This window comes from Burkholderia sp. Bp9012, from assembly GCF_003853825.1.
Taxonomy (GTDB): Bacteria; Pseudomonadota; Gammaproteobacteria; order Burkholderiales; family Burkholderiaceae; genus Burkholderia; species Burkholderia diffusa.
In genome coordinates, this window is the sequence record NZ_QTQA01000020.1 from 58,921 (window position 1) to 74,391 (window position 15,471).

The following is a 15,471-nucleotide window of genomic DNA, read 5'->3' on the forward strand; positions in this document are numbered from 1 at the left end:
TCGGCACGATGGCCGATTCCAACAGGAAAATGTTTGCGCGTTCGGTTGTGGGGTCGGCAGAGATTGCCGGCACAACGAAAAAATCCGGTTATCCAGCGATTTTCCACAGATTGAAGGGGATAACTTAGCTGTGCGATTTTCCGCTCTCGCTTAGAATGTCGGCTTTGCGGACACCGGAACGACCCGTGTCTCACCGGTCGCCGCGAACGCGACCGCCGCGTGTGCCTCGCGACGGCCGTGTCGACGCTCTTCAACGAGCGTCTGTTTTGAGATAGACATTCGATCTCCACACTACGGCTGCTCGGCGATCCGGGCGGCGGCAAAGCGAAAAGACTATGAGCGAAGGCGTTTACGGGAATCAGGCTTCGGGACGTGTGACCCACAGCTTGCTGCGGTTGAGTACGGCCATGCGAAGCCAGGCATGGGATTGGGCGGAAGGTGCAGGCCTCACGCCGACGCAGGGCGAGATCCTCGTGCTGCTGCTGCAACGCAAGGGCCCGATGCGGCTCGGCGAGATCGCCCGCGAGACGCAACTCACGGCTGCGACCACCAGCGATGCGGTCAGCACGCTCGAGACGAAGGGGCTCGTCGAGAAGCGTCGCGCACTGGACGACGGCCGTGCGCTCGCCGTGCGCCTGTCGGCCCGCGGCCGCACCGCGGCGAAGAAGGCGCTGCAATGGCCTGAATTCCTGACGAAAGCAGTCGGCAAGCTCGGCGCGGACGAGCAGAGCACGCTGTACCGCGCGCTGCTGAAGACGCTGCGCGAGCTGCAGGTGGCCGGTGCGACGCCGCCGCAGCGCATGTGCCTGACGTGCGCGCATTTCCAGCCGGGCAAGCAGTCGAAGAAGACCGTGCATCACTGCGCGGCGCTCGATCTGTCGATGGCCGACAGCGATCTGCGTCTCGACTGTTCGGTGCACGAAGAAGCCGACGCGGCGACGCAAAAGAAGACCTGGAAGTTGTTCGCCGGCTGACGTCCGTCGATCGACCGGGAGGCCGATGATGAACGCTGAAGTGGTGGCGATCCGCCACGTGCATTTCGAGGACCTCGGCAGCTTCGAGCAGGTGCTCGGAGAGCGCGGGCGGCGGGTGCGATACGTCGACGTCGGATCGTCGCGCGTCGAGGCGCTTGACGCGCTCAAGCCTGCGTTGATCGTGATGCTCGGCGGGCCACTCAGCGTGTACGAGGATGCGCAGTATCCGTCGATCGCGCCGCTCGCGGCACTCGTGCGCCAGCGCATCGATGCCGGACTGCCGATCCTCGGCATCTGCCTCGGGGCGCAGTTCATCGCCCGCGCGCTCGGTGCGCGCGTCTATCCGGCTGCGCAGAAGGAACTTGGCTGGGCGCCGCTGACGCTCACCGACGCGGGCCGCGCGTCGCCGCTGCGCCACCTCGACGGCGCGGCGACCTCGATGCTGCACTGGCACGGCGATACGTTCGACCTGCCGGGCGGCGCGATCCATCTTGCATCGACACCGGCGTGCCGCCATCAGGCTTTCGCGTGGGGGCAGCACGTGCTGGCGCTGCAATGTCATCCTGAAATCCGCGCCGACCGCTTCGAACCCTGGCTGATCGGCAATGCCGGCGAAATCGCGTCGACGCCCGGCATCGACGCGCGCCAGTTGCGCGCCGACACCGTTCAGCACGGTCCTGCGCTGGAGACGGCCGCACGACGCATGTTCGGCGAGTGGCTCGACAGCGTCGGGCTTTGATCCCGGGCGAGCGGCATCGCGCGTGACCGGCCCGCGGGCATTGCGGGTCGGCGCACCGCCGCACGCCGCGTGCGCGCTGCCTCGCGGCCGGCTGCACGCCGGCCCCCTGCCTGACCATCCGCTTACTGCCGAGCCGGCTACGAGCAGGCTTCGAGCCCGCATGCTACGCTGGTCCGCTGTTTCCCTTTCCTGGCGAGCGGCATCCATGACTGCGTTGTTTTCTCCGTTCACGCTGCGCGGCGTGACCCTTCCGAACCGGATCGTGATCTCCCCGATGTGCCAGTACTCGGCCGAGCGCGGCGAGGCGACCGACTGGCACATGATTCACCTCGGCCATCTCGCGCTGTCCGGTGCGGGCTTGCTCTGCATCGAAGCGACCGCCGTCGAACCCGACGGGCGCATCACGGCCGGCGACCTCGGCCTGTGGGACGACGTGACCGAAGCGGCGCTCAAGCCGGTGCTGGCGGCGATCCGCAAGCATTCGCCGGTCCGTGTCGCGATGCAGCTCTCGCATGCCGGGCGCAAGGCGTCGAGCGAGGTGCCGTGGAAGGGCGGCCAGCTCGTGTCCGTCGCCGATGGCGGCTGGCTGCCGCATGCGCCGTCGGCGTTACCGCACAAGGACGGCGAGACGCCGCCGCTCGCGCTCGACGCGGCCGGCCTGAACCGGATCCGCGAAGCGTTCGCTGCTGCAGCGAAGCGCGCCGCGCGCCTCGGCATCGATGCGATCGAGGTGCATGCGGCGCACGGCTATCTGCTGCATCAGTTCCTGTCGCCGCTTTCGAACCAGCGCACCGACGAATACGGCGGCTCGCGAGAAAACCGGATGCGCTTTCCGCTCGAGATCTTCGACATCGTGCGCGCGGCATTTCCGGCGGACCGGCCGGTGGGCGTGCGCGTGTCGGCGACCGACTGGGTCGAGGGCGGCTGGGAACTCGAGGATACGATCGCGTTCGCGCACGAACTGAAGGAGCGCGGCTGCGACTGGATCGACGTGTCGTCCGGCGGCGTGTCGCCGCTGCAGAAGATCCCGCTGTCGCCCGGCTACCAGGTGCCGTTCGCGAAGGCCGTGAAGCGCGCGGTCGGGATGCCGACGATCGCGGTCGGCCTCATCAACGAGCCCGCGCATGCGAACCAGCTGATCGAGGCCGGCGACGCCGATTTCGTCGCGATGGCGCGCGCGATGCTGTACGACCCGCGCTGGCCGTGGCATGCGGCCGCCGAGCTCGGCGCACAGGTGTCGGCGCCGCCGCAGTACTGGCGTTCGCAGCCCCGCGAGCACAAGGCGTTGTTCGGCGACATCGCATTCGGCCAGCGCTGAGCGGCATGCGTGCGATATTGCGCGCGATGTTGAACGAAGCAATCGTGAACGTGTAGGATGCGGGTGATTCGCCGCATGCCCCGACGCGGCACCAACCGGTGCCGCGTTTTCGTTTCGCGCGACGCAAGGCCGCGCAAATCGAAAGCGCGGCCGTCTTCCATTCAAGTCGTCTTCAAAGGATTCGTTCGATGAGTTCACGCAGGATCGCGGTGCGCCGCTCGGGAGTACACGGCAAGGGCGTGTTCGCGGTGGCGCCGATCAAGGCCGGCGAACGCGTAGTGGAATACAAGGGCGAGCGAATTTCGTGGAAGGAAGCGCTGCGCCGCCATCCGCACGACCCGAACGAGCCGAACCATACGTTCTACTTCGCACTGGAAGAGGGCGGCGTGATCGACGGCAAGATCGACGGCAACAGCGCGCGCTGGATCAACCATTCGTGCGCGCCGAACTGCGAGGCCGAGGAGATCGAGGGCCGCGTGTTCATCCATGCGCTGCGCGATATCGGGCCAGAAGAAGAGCTGTTCTACGACTACGGCCTCGTGATCGACGAGAAGCTGACGAAGAAGCTCAAGCGCGAATACGCGTGCCATTGCGGCGCGGCCGCGTGTCGCGGCACGCTGCTCGCTACGCCGGACGACGATGGCAAGAAGAAAAAGAAGAAGGACAGGAAGTCAGAGTCCGTCGCGAAGGACAAGAAAAAGAAGAAGTGACCGGCGCGGCCGTTTCACCTTCACCAGGATGGCCGCCGCGCGGCCGTCCGTCCTGCCCGATACGGGGGCCAGCACGCGCCTCAGTGCGTCGGCGTGGCGGCCGGCGTCTCGCTCGCCGGCTTCGCGGTGCGCTTGGCGAGCGGCACCCGCACCACGAAACGCGAGCCGCCTTCCGCTGCATCCTCGTACGACACCGTGCCGCCGTGCATCGCGATGATGTCGTGCACGATCGCGAGGCCGAGCCCGGCGCCCGTCTCGACGCCGTTGCCGCTCTGCGCATCGCCGCGGAAGAAGCGCTTGAACAGGTCGGCCTGCTGGCCGGCCGGCACGCCCGGGCCGTTGTCCTCGACGACGATCTCGGCGGCTGGCTGGCCGTCCTGGAGCGCGCCGCGTGCGACGTTCACCGTGATCCGCGCGCCCGCCGGCCGTGCGAGCGGCACGTATTTCAGCGCATTGTCGAGCAGGTTCGCGATCACTTCGCGCAGCAGCACGGGGTTGCCGCGCACGTTCAGCGTTTCGTCTTCGCCGGGATCGTCGCTGCGCTGGAAGCCGAGATCGACATGCGAGGCGAGCGCGCGCGGCACCCACTCGGCACCCGTCTCGAACGCCATCGCGGCCAGGTCGACGTCGACGAAACGCGCGGCCTGTTCGCCCGGCTCCGCACGCGCGAGCGACAGCAGCTGGTTCGACAGCCGCACCGCGCGGTCGGCGGCCGCGCGCAGTTCGCGCACGGCGGCGTAGGTCTGCTGCGGGTCGCGCGCGACGGCGGCCTGTTCAGCATGCAGCTTCACGGCCGTGAGCGGCGTGCGCAACTGGTGCGCGGCATCGGCGATGAACTTGCGCTGCGCGTCGAGCGCGGTCTTCAGGCGGCCGAGCAGCGCGTTCATCGCGCTCGTCAGCGGCCGGATCTCGAGCGGCACGTCGGTTTCGTCGACCGGCTCGAGCGACGTGTGGGTCTGCCGGTTCAGCGAATCGGCGAGATGCGTGAGCGGGCCGAGCTGCTGGTTCACGACCCGCCACACGATGCCCCAGCCCGCGAGCAGCAACAGCAGCAGCGGCATCATGATCGCGACGAGGAATTCGGCCGCGATCCGGTAACGGTGGCGCACCGGCTGCGCGACCTCGACCACCATCGGCTTGCCGCCCTCGACATTGTCGACACGCACCTGCGCGACGCGCACCGCGCGATTGTCGTACTCGGCCTCGAACACGTACGCGTGATGCATGCGGCGCACGTTGATGCCGCGCAGCGGCAGCTTCGGGTCGCCGGCGAGTTCCTGTTCGCCGTCGCTGATCCGATAGATCAGCGCCTCCGCCGGATCGGAGAACATCGCCTGCGCGAGCGGCGGCACTGTGAACGGCGCGTCGGGGCCGGCGATCTGGATCTGTTTGGAGATGGCGGTGGCGAGATCGGCGAGCGAGCGGTCGATCACGTGCTGCGTGTATTGCCACGCGAGCCAGTAGGCGATCAGGCCGCTCATCAGCGCGAGCATCGACAGCGGCGCGGCGAGGCGCCGAAGCAGCGAGCGGCGCAGGCTGGTGGTGACAGCCGGATCAGAAGACATTTCGACAGGCAAATGGATAAGCGCCGCTCACGGGGAGCGGCGCGGACGTGCGTCGGACGGCGACGCGGGCAGGGCGGCTTGCCGGCGGCACGCGGCCGGCCGGCGTGCGGCGCCGCTCAGACGCTCGCGGTCTGGCGGATTTCCTGCAGCAGGTAGCCGAAGCCGCGCACCGTGACGATTTCGACACGGCACTGCTCCAGTTTCTTGCGCACCCGGTGCACGTAGACTTCGATCGCGGTGTCGCCGAGATCGCCGCCGAAGTGCGTGAGGTGATCCTGCAGCTGGGCCTTGCTGACCACACGGCCGTGACGCAGCAGCAGCATTTCGAGCACCGCGAATTCGCGCGGCGACAGTTCCAGCGGCTTGTCGTCGTTGAAGATGCGGCGATCGACGCCCGACAGGCGGACGCCGCCGAGCGACACTTCCGGACGCGGCATGTCGCTGTGCGGGCCGCTGCGGCGCATCACCGCGCGGATGCGCGCTTCGAGCTCGGCCGGCTCGAACGGCTTGAGCATGTAATCGTCGGCGCCGGAGTTCAGGCCCTGAATCCGGTCGTTCAATTCGTCGCGCGCGGTCAGCACGATGACCGGCGTGTGGCGATTGGTCTGGCGAAAGCGTGTGAGCAGCGTCATACCGTCGATGCCCGGCAGGCCGAGGTCGAGGATCACGAGTTCGTGGCGGTTTTGTGCCAGCGCCTGTTCGGCAAAGATGCCGTCATGCACCATGTCGACGGTGAAGCCAGCCTGCTCGAGGCTGCTCTGGATACCGCGTGCGATGGGGCGGTCGTCTTCGATCAGAAGGAGTCGCATGAAGTTCGCTCAAGTACAATGGGTTGGCGGTTCAGGCACGCGGACAGCACGACGCCGTTTCCACAGGGGCGACGCATCGCCTGACAATCAAGCATGGCGGCCAGCGAACGATTAAATCCAATCATGTCCGATATTTCGATTCACGACCTCGAAGCCGCGATCAATTTCTGGCGCGCCCGCTCGCCGTCGAGCGGCGACGAACTCAAACTCTGCGAAGAGGCCAGCGCGCTCTCCAAGCCGTATGCGCTGCTGATTGTACAGCGCGAAGGCGCGCTGCAACTGGAAGGTTTGGACCCCAAGGCGCGGAAAGCGTACGAGACTTACGTGCGCCTTAAGGATGGCTTGGAAAGCTGAAGGCTTTCGCTGAGTACATCCTAGAAAACGTTCATCGAAATGAAAAGTTGACGCGCCGCGCGTCGAAAGATGCGCGGCGGTAGAGGAAGGTCTCAGGCGGCCGGATCGGTGTGTGCGCACACCTGGTCGATGAACGTTGCGAGCGCGATGTCGCGTTCGGTCAGGCCGTCCGCGTCGTGGGTCGACAGCGTCACGTCGACGCGGTTGTACACGTTGAACCATTCCGGATGGTGGTTCATTTCCTGCGCCTTGATCGCGACACGCGTCATGAAGCCGAAGGCCTCGTTGAAATCGGCAAAGCGCAGGCTGCGCTGGATCGCGTCGCGGCCCGGCACGGCCGTCCAGTGAGGCAGGCCTTCGAGTCGGGTCTTGCGTTCTTCTGATGTGAGCTTGTGAATCATGTTGCACCTCGTTCGGTAACGGCGCCCGCACGCGGGCAAAGGCCACGCGGTAAAGCCGATACCGGTCATTGTTTCATAGTTGCGGGATGGCCATCCGGGGACAGACATCGAGGGGCGGGCGTCGGCCCGCGGCCTTACGCGTCGGCGTCGTCCGGCCAGCCTTCGCCCGTGCCGCGATGCAGCACGAGATCGCGGTCGACCACCGCGTCGGCCGGGAACTCGGACAGCGGGGCCAGCCGGTCGGCCAGCGCACGGCCATCGACGTCCGCCAGCGCGAACAATTGCGCGAAATCATCGATCACGAAGTAGGTCTTCTGGAACGTGTCGATCCGGTAGCGCGTGCGCATCACGCGCTCGAGGTCGAAACCGAGCCGGTTCGGCGCCGCGCTTTCGAGGCTGTACAGGCTCTCGCCCTTGCTCGACACGATCCCGGCGCCGTAAATCGACAGTCCGTTCGTGCCGTTTGCGTCGCGGATCAGCCCGAACTCCACCGTATACCAGTAGAGGCGCGCCAGGCGCGCGAGCGCCGCTTCGTCGTCCGCGACCGCGAGCGCGGTGCGGCCGTATGCCTGCATGTAGTCAGCGAACACCGGCTCGATCAGGAGCGGCACGTGGCCGAACAGGTCGTGGAAGCAGTCGGGTTCCTGCAGGTAGTCGAGCTGATCGGGGCGGCGCATCCACCAGGTGACCGGAAACCGCCGGTTCGCGAGGTGCTCGAAGAACACGCGATCGGGCACGAGGCCCGGCACGGCGACGATCTCCCAGCCGGTGGCCGGCTTGAGCTGGCGATTCACGTCGGCGAACGACGGCACGCGATCGGCCGGCAGGTCGATCTTCCCGAGCCCTGCGATGAACGCACCGCATGCGCGTCCGCGCAGCAGCGCCGACTGGCGCGCATAGAGCTGCTGCCACACCGCGTGGTCGACCTGGCCGTAGCGTTCGAGCGGCTGGTCGATGGTGAAATCGGCGCGGGTTTCGAGGCCCGCGTCGAACTGCTCCTGCAGTTTCGCGGTGACGACGGTGGACATGGTGAGGCTCTGCACGCTGTGGTTGGGAACCATGCAAGTGTAGAGCGAGTCGCGTGCGGAATGAGCGCAAAGATGGCGTGAATTCGCCTGTTGATGCGATAATCGCGCACCAAAACAGGAACCAATGCGGAGAACGCTCATGCTGGAACTCGATCACTTCGATCTCGCGCTTCTCGACGTGCTGCAGCGCTTCGGCCGTGCGACGCACCAGCAGCTCGGCGAGGAGGTGCCGCTGTCGCCGTCGCAGATCGGCCGGCGGCTGCAGCGGCTCGAGGCGGCCGGCGTGATTGAAGGCTACCGCGTGATGCTGCGCCCCGAAAAGCTCGGGCTCGGCGTCACGGCGTTCACGAGCCTGAAGCTCAAGCACCACGGCGATTCGATCATCGAGCAGTTCCAGCAACAGATCGACGTGCTGCCCGAAGTGCTCGAATGTCATGCGGTGGTCGGCGACGCCGACTATCTGCTGCGGATCGTCGCGCCGGATCTCAACGCGCTGTCCCAGTTCGTGATGAAGAAGCTGATGCGCGTGCCGGGCGTCGACAGCGTGCGCTCGAACATCGTGCTGACGACCTTCAAGCGCAACGGCGCGCTGCCGCTCGCGCACCTGGCGCCCGGCGCCGCCTGACGCGGCGGCCGGGCCGGCGGCGGGGCGCGAGGCGCCGCCGCGGACAGGGCCGGATCAGGCCGCTTCGGATCGTGCGTCGGCGTTCAGCAGGTCGACGTACGCGACCGCTACGAGATCCTCCTGCGCCACGCCGAGCTTCGCGAACACGTCATGGGCCTCGGCTTCGCCGCCGGCTTCGTCGTCGTCGGGACCGAGCACCACTTCCAGTTCGATGAAGTCGCCGAGGCCGTCGACGCGGTCGAGATGGATTCGCGTGCGGCCGACGAGGTACACGTGCCGTTCCTTCGTCACGATTCCGCGCGTGGTGAGCGCGGTCGCGAGCAGCGAGTGCATCGCGTCCGGGTTCGTCACCGGGCTGCGCGTGTAGTACGACGCCTTCGGCCCGTCACGGTCGTCACGCTGGTAGAAGATCAGTTCGGCCGGCGTGCCGTCCTCGAAGCGGCGCAGCTTCAGCCGGCCGCGCGGCACGTCGTAGAAGAAATCCTGCTGGCGGTAGAAGAGCGGCGCTTCGGCGGCGAGCTTGGCCGCCTGTTCGCGCAGCCGGTCGAATTCGCGGGCGCGGGCTTTGATCTCGATGTTGCGGGCCATGCGGGTCTCCTTCAATCAGGGGTCTCGCGGTGTGCGAAGGCACAATCTAGCAAAAAGCCTGCGATGGTGGCGTGACGCGCAAGCGGGAAGCGGCGACGCGATGCGGGGCACGCGATTCGAGCCCGTTCGCGATAACACCCCTCACCTGCGGGCGTCGATTGGACACCCGCGGCGCGTCGCACGCCTGCGTCCTGAGCCCGATGCACGACCGGCCGCATCGGCATCAGCGGCATTCATATCGCCCATTGGGTCTCGATCAGCCGCAGCGCGGCCGCGATCGCCGGTTCGGCGCGCCGCTCGGCGAGCGTCACGAAGGTCAGCTCGGTCGGCACCGTCACGTGTTCGACGATGGCCAGCGCATGCGCGTGCGCTTCGGCCAGCGCGGTCGAGTCGCGCGCGAGCGTCAACCCGATCCCCGATTTCACGAGATCGAGCATCGATTGCTCCTGGTCGACCTCGGCGACCTTCACCGGCTGAGCGCCGGCCGCCGCGAACAGCCGCGACAGCAGCCGGTGATGGGCGGACGCCGGCGGCGTCCAGATCCACGGCAGCGCAGCGAGCGCGCGCCAGTCGTGCGCGCGCTGCACGCGCTCCTTCCAGCCGGCCGGCGCGAGCACGCGGTACTGGAAACGTGTGAGCGTGATCGTGTGGAACAGCGTGTCGTCGCGCGGATCGTCCTCGTCGGGCCGGCCGATGTAATAGCCGACGTCGAGCGCCTGCGCACGCACCTGTTCGAGCACCCAGCCGGACATCCCGTGCCGCAATGCGGTTTCTATCTGCGGATGGGTTTCGACCAGCGCGCGCAGGAAGCCGCCGAGCCGCAGGAAGCCGGGATCGAGGATCGTGCCGATCCGCAGCCGGCCGCGCACCTCGTGCCGCAGCGCAGCAGCGGCGCGCTGCACGTCGGCGGCCGCGGCCAGTGCGCGCTCGGCGTGCGGCAGCAGGGTCTGGCCGTCGCGCGTGAGCGCAAGCCCGCGCGACGTGCGCGTAAACAGTGTGACGCCGAGCGTTTCCTGCAGATGCTTGATCTGCAGGCTGACGGCCGGCTGCGTCAGGTGCAGCTGCACGGCGGCGCGCGTCAGGTTGCCTTCGCGGGCGACCGTCGCGAACGCACGGAGCAGGGTGAGATCCATCGTCGTGATATGAGCGCAGCTTATAACGCGATTCAGCATAACTCATTGGATCGGCGGCGGGCGGCCGGAGTACGCTTCATCGACCGCATCGCCCGCGACGCACTATGCTGAAAGCGACGCGCGGAATCGCACGCGCGGTGCACAACAACTGATGGAGACACTCGTGAGTACTCAACGCACGCTCGAGGGCGAATTCGATTACGTGATCGTCGGCGCGGGCACCGCGGGCTGCGTGCTCGCGAACCGCCTGACCGAGGATCCCGAGATCCGTGTGCTGCTGCTCGAAGCCGGCGGCAAGGACGACTATCACTGGATCCACATCCCGGTCGGCTATTTATATTGCATCGGCAATCCGCGCACCGACTGGCTGTACAAGACGCAGCCCGAGGCGGCGCTCAACGGCCGCGCGCTGTCGTACCCGCGCGGCCGCGTGCTCGGCGGCTGCTCGTCGATCAACGGGATGATCTACATGCGCGGCCAGCGCGAGGACTACGACAGCTGGGCGCAGGAAACCGGCGACGCCGGCTGGTCGTGGGACAGCGTGCTGTCGATCTTCAAGCGCAGCGAGGATCACCACGCGGGCGCGAGCGATGCGCACGGCGCAGGCGGCTACTGGCGTGTCGAGAAGCAGCGGCTGCGCTGGGAGATCCTCGAATCGTTCGCACAGGCCGCGCAGCAGACGGGCATCCCGGCGACCGACGATTTCAACCGCGGCGACAATGCCGGGGTCGGCTATTTCGAGGTGAACCAGAAGCGCGGTGTGCGCTGGAATACGTCGAAGGCGTTCCTGCGGCCTGCGATGACGCGCCCGAACCTGACGGTGATCACCGGCGCGCATGCACAGCGCGTGATCTTCGACGGACGGCGCGCGGTCGGCGTCGAGTATCGCGGCGGCGGCACCGACTACGTCGCGCGTGCTCGCGACGAAGTGCTGCTCACCTCCGGCGCGGTGAATTCGCCGCAGCTGCTCGAATTGTCGGGCATCGGTGCGGGCGCGCGGCTGCAGGCGCTCGGCATCGACGTCGTGCAGGATCTGCCGGGTGTCGGCGAGAACCTGCAGGATCACCTGCAGTTGCGGATGGCATTTCGCGTCGAAGGCGTGCGCACGCTGAACACGCTGTCCGCGCACTGGTGGGGCAAGCTGATGATCGGCGCCGAATATGCACTGCTGCAGCGCGGGCCGATGTCGATGGCGCCGTCGCAGCTCGGCGCGTTCGCGAAGTCTGATCCGGACGATCCCGCGCTCACGCGCCCCGATCTCGAATACCACGTGCAACCGCTGTCGCTGGAGCGTTTCGGCGAGCCGCTGCACAGCTTCAACGCCTTTACGGCGTCCGTCTGCCATCTGCGGCCGAGCTCGCGCGGCAGCGTGCACATCGCGAGCCCCGATGCGGGCGCGGCGCCGTCGATCGCACCGAACTATCTGTCGACCGACCACGATCGTCATGTCGCGGCGAATGCGCTACGCCTCACGCGGCGCATCGCGTCCGCGCCGGCGCTCGCGCGCTACCAGCCGGAAGAGATCCTGCCGGGCAAGCGGTACCAGACCGAAGCCGAACTGATCGAAGCGGCGGGTGCGGTCGGTACGACGATCTTCCATCCCGTTGGTACGTGCCGGATGGGGCGCACGGATGACGAGCGTGCCGTCGTCGACAGCCGGCTGCGCGTGCGCGGCATCGCCGGGCTGCGGATCGTCGATGCATCGGTGATGCCGTTCATCACGTCGGGCAACACGAATTCGCCGACGCTGATGATCGCCGAGCGCGCGAGCGACATGATCCGCGCCGATCGACGTGCTGCGCACGACGCGACGCAGGTGCGAACGGAAGCGACGATGACGGCTGCATGACGCCACGCTGACAGGCACGACAGCGGGCCGTCATGCGGGTGCCCGCTGATTCGCTATGCGAAACAAGCCGGCGTGCGGATCGCAACGGATCGACGACACGCACGGCGATTGCGCCGCAAGCCGCGCATTGCTCGCGGCCTTCTCGTTGCGCGACGACATGACGCGCGGCGTAACGTGCACGCGTTCGAGCAGGCACGCGTCGTGCGATTGAGCGACCTTCGATGATGCGCGCGTCAAAAAAAACGCGTCGAAATTCGCGCTCAGCCGCGTGCCATATGGCGGCCAGCCCTATAAGTGCAAATCCCGATGATTGCACTGCACCAACGGCGCGACAATGTTGCGCAGTGTGCATACGCGTCGGCGCGGGAGACCACCCTCGAGGCGTAATTCGGCGCCCGGGGGGCAGCCCGCTGATCCGCGGACCTGTTCGCGGACGCTTCTCGCGAATCTTCCCGGTGCTTCGCCTGACTTCGTACGGAAGGGAACATGATTCTCGGCGACACGATTCTCGAAACACGCGGACTGACGAAGGAATTCAGGGGCTTCACCGCCGTGAACGGTGTCAACCTGCGTGTGCGGCGCGGTGCGATCCATGCGTTGATCGGACCGAACGGCGCGGGCAAGACCACCTGCTTCAACCTGCTCACCAAGTTCCTGACACCGACGGCCGGCCAGATCGTCTTCAACGGCATCGACATCACCGACGAGCGGCCCGCGCAGGTTGCACGGCGCGGCATCATCCGCTCGTTCCAGATCTCGGCCGTGTTCCCGCACCTGACCGCGCTTCAGAACGTGCGTATCGGCCTGCAGCGCGCGCTCGGCACCGAATTCCATTTCTGGCGCAGCGAACGCACGCTGAAGCGGCTCGACGACCGCGCGATGGACCTCCTCACGCAGGTCGGCCTCACTGATTTCGCGCAGGTGCCGACCGTCGAGCTCGCATACGGCCGCAAGCGCGCGCTCGAGATCGCGACCACGCTCGCGATGGAACCCGAACTGATGCTGCTCGACGAGCCCACGCAGGGGATGGGACACGAGGACGTCGATCGCGTGACCGCGCTGATCAAGAAGGTCGCGAGCGGCCGCACGATCCTGATGGTCGAGCACAACATGAACGTGATCGCGGGCATCTCCGACACGATCACCGTCCTGCAACGCGGCGAGGTGCTGGCCGAAGGCTCGTATGCGGAAGTGTCGAAGAATCCGCTCGTGATCGAGGCCTACATGGGCAGCGCCGACGCGGCGCTCGCGGGGGCGCACGCATGAAGCACAGCGAACGGGAGGAACGCGAATTGAGCGGCGTCGAGAGCGGTACGCCCGCGCTGGAGATCACGGGCCTGGAGGCCTGGTACGGGGAATCCCACATATTGCACGGCGTCGACCTGACGGTGCATCGCGGCGAAGTCGTCACGCTGCTCGGCCGTAACGGCGCGGGCCGCACGACGACGCTGCGCGCGATCATGGGCCTCACGGGCCGCCGCAGCGGGTCGATCAAGGTTTCGGGCAACGAGACGATCGGCCTCGCGACGCACCGCATCGCGCATTTCGGCATCGGCTACTGCCCGGAGGAGCGCGGGATCTTCTCGAGCCTGTCGTGCGAGGAGAACCTGATGCTGCCGCCGCCGATCGGGCCGCGCGACCACGCGATGTCGATCGACGAGATCTACACGATGTTCCCGAACCTCGCGTCGCGCCGGCAGAGCCAGGGCACACGGCTGTCCGGCGGCGAGCAGCAGATGCTCGCGGTCGCGCGGATCCTGCGCACCGGCGCGAACCTGCTGCTGCTCGACGAGATTTCCGAAGGCCTCGCGCCGGTGATCGTGCAGGCGCTGGCGCGGATGATCGTCGCGCTGAAGGCGCGCGGCTACACGATCGTGATGGTCGAACAGAATTTCCGCTTCGCGGCACCGCTTGCCGACCGGTTCTACGTGATGGAGCACGGCAGCATCGTCGAGCATTTCCGCGCGGCCGAACTGGAAAGCAAGATGCCCACCCTGCACGACCTGCTCGGGGTGTGACGCCGCCCCGTCTCTCTCGCCGCTAGCCGTGGCGGCTTCGAACAACCACAACGCATCAGAACAACAGGAGACGTCAATGAAAATGAAGACCCTCGCACACGCCTGTCTCGCCCTCGCGACTGCCGCGTTCACCGCCGGCGCCGCGCAGGCCGCGGATACCGTGAAGATCGGCTTCATCACCGACATGTCGGGCCTTTACGCGGACATCGACGGGCAGGGCGGCCTCGAGGCGATCCGCATGGCGGTCGCCGACTTCGGCGGCAAGGTGCTCGGCAAGCCGATCGAGGTCGTCTATGCCGATCACCAGAACAAGGCCGACATCGCCGCGTCGAAGGCGCGCGAGTGGATGGACCGCGGCGGGCTCGACCTGCTGGTCGGCGGCACGAACTCCGCGACCGCGCTGTCGATGAACCAGGTCGCGGCCGAGAAGAAGAAGGTCTACATCAACATCGGCGCGGGCGCCGACACGCTGACCAACGAGCAGTGCACGCCGTACACGGTCCACTACGCGTACGACACGATGGCGCTCGCGAAGGGCACCGGCTCGGCGGTGGTGAAGCAGGGCGGCAAGAGCTGGTTCTTCCTGACCGCCGACTACGCGTTCGGCAAGGCGCTCGAGAAGAACACGTCGGATGTCGTGAAGGCGAATGGCGGCCAGGTGCTCGGCACGGTGCGCCACCCGCTGTCGGCGTCGGACTTCTCGTCGTTCCTGCTGCAGGCGCAGTCGTCGAAGGCGCAGATCCTCGGCCTCGCGAACGCGGGCGGCGACACGATCAACTCGATCAAGGCCGCGAAGGAATTCGGCATCACGAAGACGATGAAGATCGCCGCGCTGCTGATGTTCATCAACGACGTGCACAGCCTCGGCCTGGAGACGACGCAGGGCCTCGTGCTGACCGACAGCTGGTACTGGAACCGCGACGCGGCATCGCGCCAGTGGGCGCAGCGCTACTTCGGCAAGATGAAGAAGATGCCGTCGAGCCTGCAGGCGGCCGACTATTCGTCGGTGACGACGTACCTGAAGGCCGTGCAGGCGGCCGGCACGACCGACTCCGACAAGGTGATGGCCGAGCTGAAGAAGATGAAGATCAACGACTTCTACGCGAAGGGCTTCATTCGCCAGGACGGCAGCATGATTCACGACATGTATCTGATGGAAGTGAAGAAACCGTCGGAATCGAAGGAGCCGTGGGACTACTACAAGGTGCTCGCCACGATTCCGGGCGACCAGGCATTCGGCACCAAGCAGGAATCGCGCTGCGCGATGTGGAAGTAAGCGCGACATAGCGGCGCGTGGTGGCGGCCGCAGCGATGTGCCCGCTGCGCCGCCCGTGCGCGCGACGGCTTGAACGTTGCGCGC

Annotated in this window: 16 protein-coding genes; 10 read left to right on the forward strand and 6 right to left on the reverse strand. The window is 66.9% G+C overall.

Annotated elements, in window-relative coordinates; translation table 11 throughout:
- The first annotated feature begins 335 nt into the window (after positions 1–335).
- From DIE11_RS25185 to DIE11_RS25200, 4 genes are all read left to right on the forward strand, one after another.
- The gene (locus DIE11_RS25185) at positions 336–974 is read left to right on the forward strand and encodes a MarR family winged helix-turn-helix transcriptional regulator (RefSeq protein ID WP_124627885.1); all 639 of its coding nucleotides are present in this window, start codon (positions 336–338) and stop codon (positions 972–974) included.
- Positions 975–1,002: 28 nt separating this feature from the next.
- On the forward strand, positions 1,003–1,713 hold the full coding sequence (locus DIE11_RS25190; RefSeq protein ID WP_124627978.1) for a glutamine amidotransferase: 711 nt from the start codon (positions 1,003–1,005) through the stop codon (positions 1,711–1,713).
- 205 nt (positions 1,714–1,918) lie between these two features.
- Positions 1,919–3,031: an NADH:flavin oxidoreductase/NADH oxidase gene (locus DIE11_RS25195; protein ID WP_059602125.1), complete on the forward strand. Its 1,113-nt coding sequence runs from the start codon at positions 1,919–1,921 to the stop codon at positions 3,029–3,031.
- Between the two features lie 188 nt (positions 3,032–3,219).
- Positions 3,220–3,741 carry an SET domain-containing protein gene (locus tag DIE11_RS25200; RefSeq protein ID WP_124627886.1) on the forward strand — a complete coding sequence of 174 codons (522 nt, stop codon included), beginning with the start codon at positions 3,220–3,222 and terminating at the stop codon, positions 3,739–3,741.
- Between the two features lie 80 nt (positions 3,742–3,821).
- Here DIE11_RS25200 and DIE11_RS25205 read toward each other — a convergent pair whose 3' ends face one another.
- Complete coding sequence (locus DIE11_RS25205) at positions 3,822–5,306, reverse strand: sensor histidine kinase (RefSeq protein ID WP_124627888.1); 1,485 nt, start codon at positions 5,304–5,306, stop codon at positions 3,822–3,824.
- 116 nt (positions 5,307–5,422) lie between these two features.
- The gene (locus tag DIE11_RS25210) at positions 5,423–6,115 is read right to left on the reverse strand and encodes a response regulator transcription factor (protein WP_006401494.1); all 693 of its coding nucleotides are present in this window, start codon (positions 6,113–6,115) and stop codon (positions 5,423–5,425) included.
- Between the two features lie 123 nt (positions 6,116–6,238).
- On the opposite strand from DIE11_RS25210, the gene DIE11_RS25215 reads away from it, so the two are divergent.
- On the forward strand, positions 6,239–6,469 hold the full coding sequence (locus tag DIE11_RS25215) for a DUF3717 domain-containing protein (RefSeq protein WP_006756491.1): 231 nt from the start codon (positions 6,239–6,241) through the stop codon (positions 6,467–6,469).
- A gap of 92 nt (positions 6,470–6,561) precedes the next feature.
- On the opposite strand, the gene DIE11_RS25220 is transcribed toward DIE11_RS25215, so the two are convergent.
- The gene (locus tag DIE11_RS25220; protein WP_059452552.1) at positions 6,562–6,870 is read right to left on the reverse strand and encodes a 4a-hydroxytetrahydrobiopterin dehydratase; all 309 of its coding nucleotides are present in this window, start codon (positions 6,868–6,870) and stop codon (positions 6,562–6,564) included.
- 134 nt (positions 6,871–7,004) lie between these two features.
- On the reverse strand, positions 7,005–7,931 hold the full coding sequence (phhA, locus tag DIE11_RS25225; RefSeq protein WP_124627890.1) for a phenylalanine 4-monooxygenase: 927 nt from the start codon (positions 7,929–7,931) through the stop codon (positions 7,005–7,007).
- Between the two features lie 106 nt (positions 7,932–8,037).
- Between phhA and DIE11_RS25230 the strand changes: the two genes are divergently transcribed.
- Entirely contained in the window at positions 8,038–8,523 is a 486-nt protein-coding gene (locus DIE11_RS25230; protein ID WP_006408082.1) for an Lrp/AsnC family transcriptional regulator, read from the forward strand.
- 54 nt (positions 8,524–8,577) lie between these two features.
- Here the strand turns inward: DIE11_RS25230 and DIE11_RS25235 are convergent, their stop codons facing one another.
- Positions 8,578–9,111 (reverse strand): class IV adenylate cyclase, encoded by a 534-nt coding sequence (locus DIE11_RS25235; RefSeq protein WP_059531241.1) that lies wholly within the window; start codon positions 9,109–9,111, stop codon positions 8,578–8,580.
- Between the two features lie 233 nt (positions 9,112–9,344).
- Positions 9,345–10,244, reverse strand: a complete 900-nt coding sequence (locus tag DIE11_RS25240) for a LysR family transcriptional regulator (protein WP_124627892.1) — start codon at positions 10,242–10,244, stop codon at positions 9,345–9,347.
- A 163-nt stretch (positions 10,245–10,407) separates the two neighbouring features.
- Here DIE11_RS25240 and DIE11_RS25245 point away from each other — a divergent pair, with 163 nt between their 5' ends.
- The 4 genes from DIE11_RS25245 (at position 10,408) to DIE11_RS25260 (ending at position 15,387) form a co-directional block, all read left to right on the forward strand.
- Positions 10,408–12,093: a GMC family oxidoreductase gene (locus DIE11_RS25245; protein WP_124627894.1), complete on the forward strand. Its 1,686-nt coding sequence runs from the start codon at positions 10,408–10,410 to the stop codon at positions 12,091–12,093.
- Positions 12,094–12,579: 486 nt separating this feature from the next.
- On the forward strand, positions 12,580–13,359 hold the full coding sequence (locus tag DIE11_RS25250; RefSeq protein ID WP_021160426.1) for an ABC transporter ATP-binding protein: 780 nt from the start codon (positions 12,580–12,582) through the stop codon (positions 13,357–13,359).
- Positions 13,356–14,111, forward strand: a complete 756-nt coding sequence (locus DIE11_RS25255) for an ABC transporter ATP-binding protein (protein ID WP_124627896.1) — start codon at positions 13,356–13,358, stop codon at positions 14,109–14,111. Before DIE11_RS25250 ends, DIE11_RS25255 begins: the two co-directional genes overlap by 4 nt.
- 76 nt (positions 14,112–14,187) lie before the next feature.
- On the forward strand, positions 14,188–15,387 hold the full coding sequence (locus DIE11_RS25260) for an ABC transporter substrate-binding protein (RefSeq protein ID WP_059682654.1): 1,200 nt from the start codon (positions 14,188–14,190) through the stop codon (positions 15,385–15,387).
- The last annotated feature ends 84 nt before the right edge of the window (positions 15,388–15,471 follow it).

Coding starts and splice junctions, on each gene's coding strand:
- DIE11_RS25200 (WP_124627886.1), top strand. CDS start 3,220: ATGAGTTCACGCAGGATCGCGGTGCGCCGCTCGGGAGTACACGGCAAG.
- DIE11_RS25205 (WP_124627888.1), bottom strand. CDS start 5,306: ATGTCTTCTGATCCGGCTGTCACCACCAGCCTGCGCCGCTCGCTGCTT.
- phhA (WP_124627890.1), bottom strand. CDS start 7,931: ATGGTTCCCAACCACAGCGTGCAGAGCCTCACCATGTCCACCGTCGTC.
- DIE11_RS25260 (WP_059682654.1), top strand. CDS start 14,188: ATGAAAATGAAGACCCTCGCACACGCCTGTCTCGCCCTCGCGACTGCC.
- DIE11_RS25220 (WP_059452552.1), bottom strand. CDS start 6,870: ATGATTCACAAGCTCACATCAGAAGAACGCAAGACCCGACTCGAAGGC.
- DIE11_RS25250 (WP_021160426.1), top strand. CDS start 12,580: ATGATTCTCGGCGACACGATTCTCGAAACACGCGGACTGACGAAGGAA.
- DIE11_RS25235 (WP_059531241.1), bottom strand. CDS start 9,111: ATGGCCCGCAACATCGAGATCAAAGCCCGCGCCCGCGAATTCGACCGG.
- DIE11_RS25185 (WP_124627885.1), top strand. CDS start 336: ATGAGCGAAGGCGTTTACGGGAATCAGGCTTCGGGACGTGTGACCCAC.
- DIE11_RS25210 (WP_006401494.1), bottom strand. CDS start 6,115: ATGCGACTCCTTCTGATCGAAGACGACCGCCCCATCGCACGCGGTATC.
- DIE11_RS25230 (WP_006408082.1), top strand. CDS start 8,038: ATGCTGGAACTCGATCACTTCGATCTCGCGCTTCTCGACGTGCTGCAG.
- DIE11_RS25240 (WP_124627892.1), bottom strand. CDS start 10,244: ATGGATCTCACCCTGCTCCGTGCGTTCGCGACGGTCGCCCGCGAAGGC.
- DIE11_RS25255 (WP_124627896.1), top strand. CDS start 13,356: ATGAAGCACAGCGAACGGGAGGAACGCGAATTGAGCGGCGTCGAGAGC.
- DIE11_RS25190 (WP_124627978.1), top strand. CDS start 1,003: ATGAACGCTGAAGTGGTGGCGATCCGCCACGTGCATTTCGAGGACCTC.
- DIE11_RS25195 (WP_059602125.1), top strand. CDS start 1,919: ATGACTGCGTTGTTTTCTCCGTTCACGCTGCGCGGCGTGACCCTTCCG.
- DIE11_RS25215 (WP_006756491.1), top strand. CDS start 6,239: ATGTCCGATATTTCGATTCACGACCTCGAAGCCGCGATCAATTTCTGG.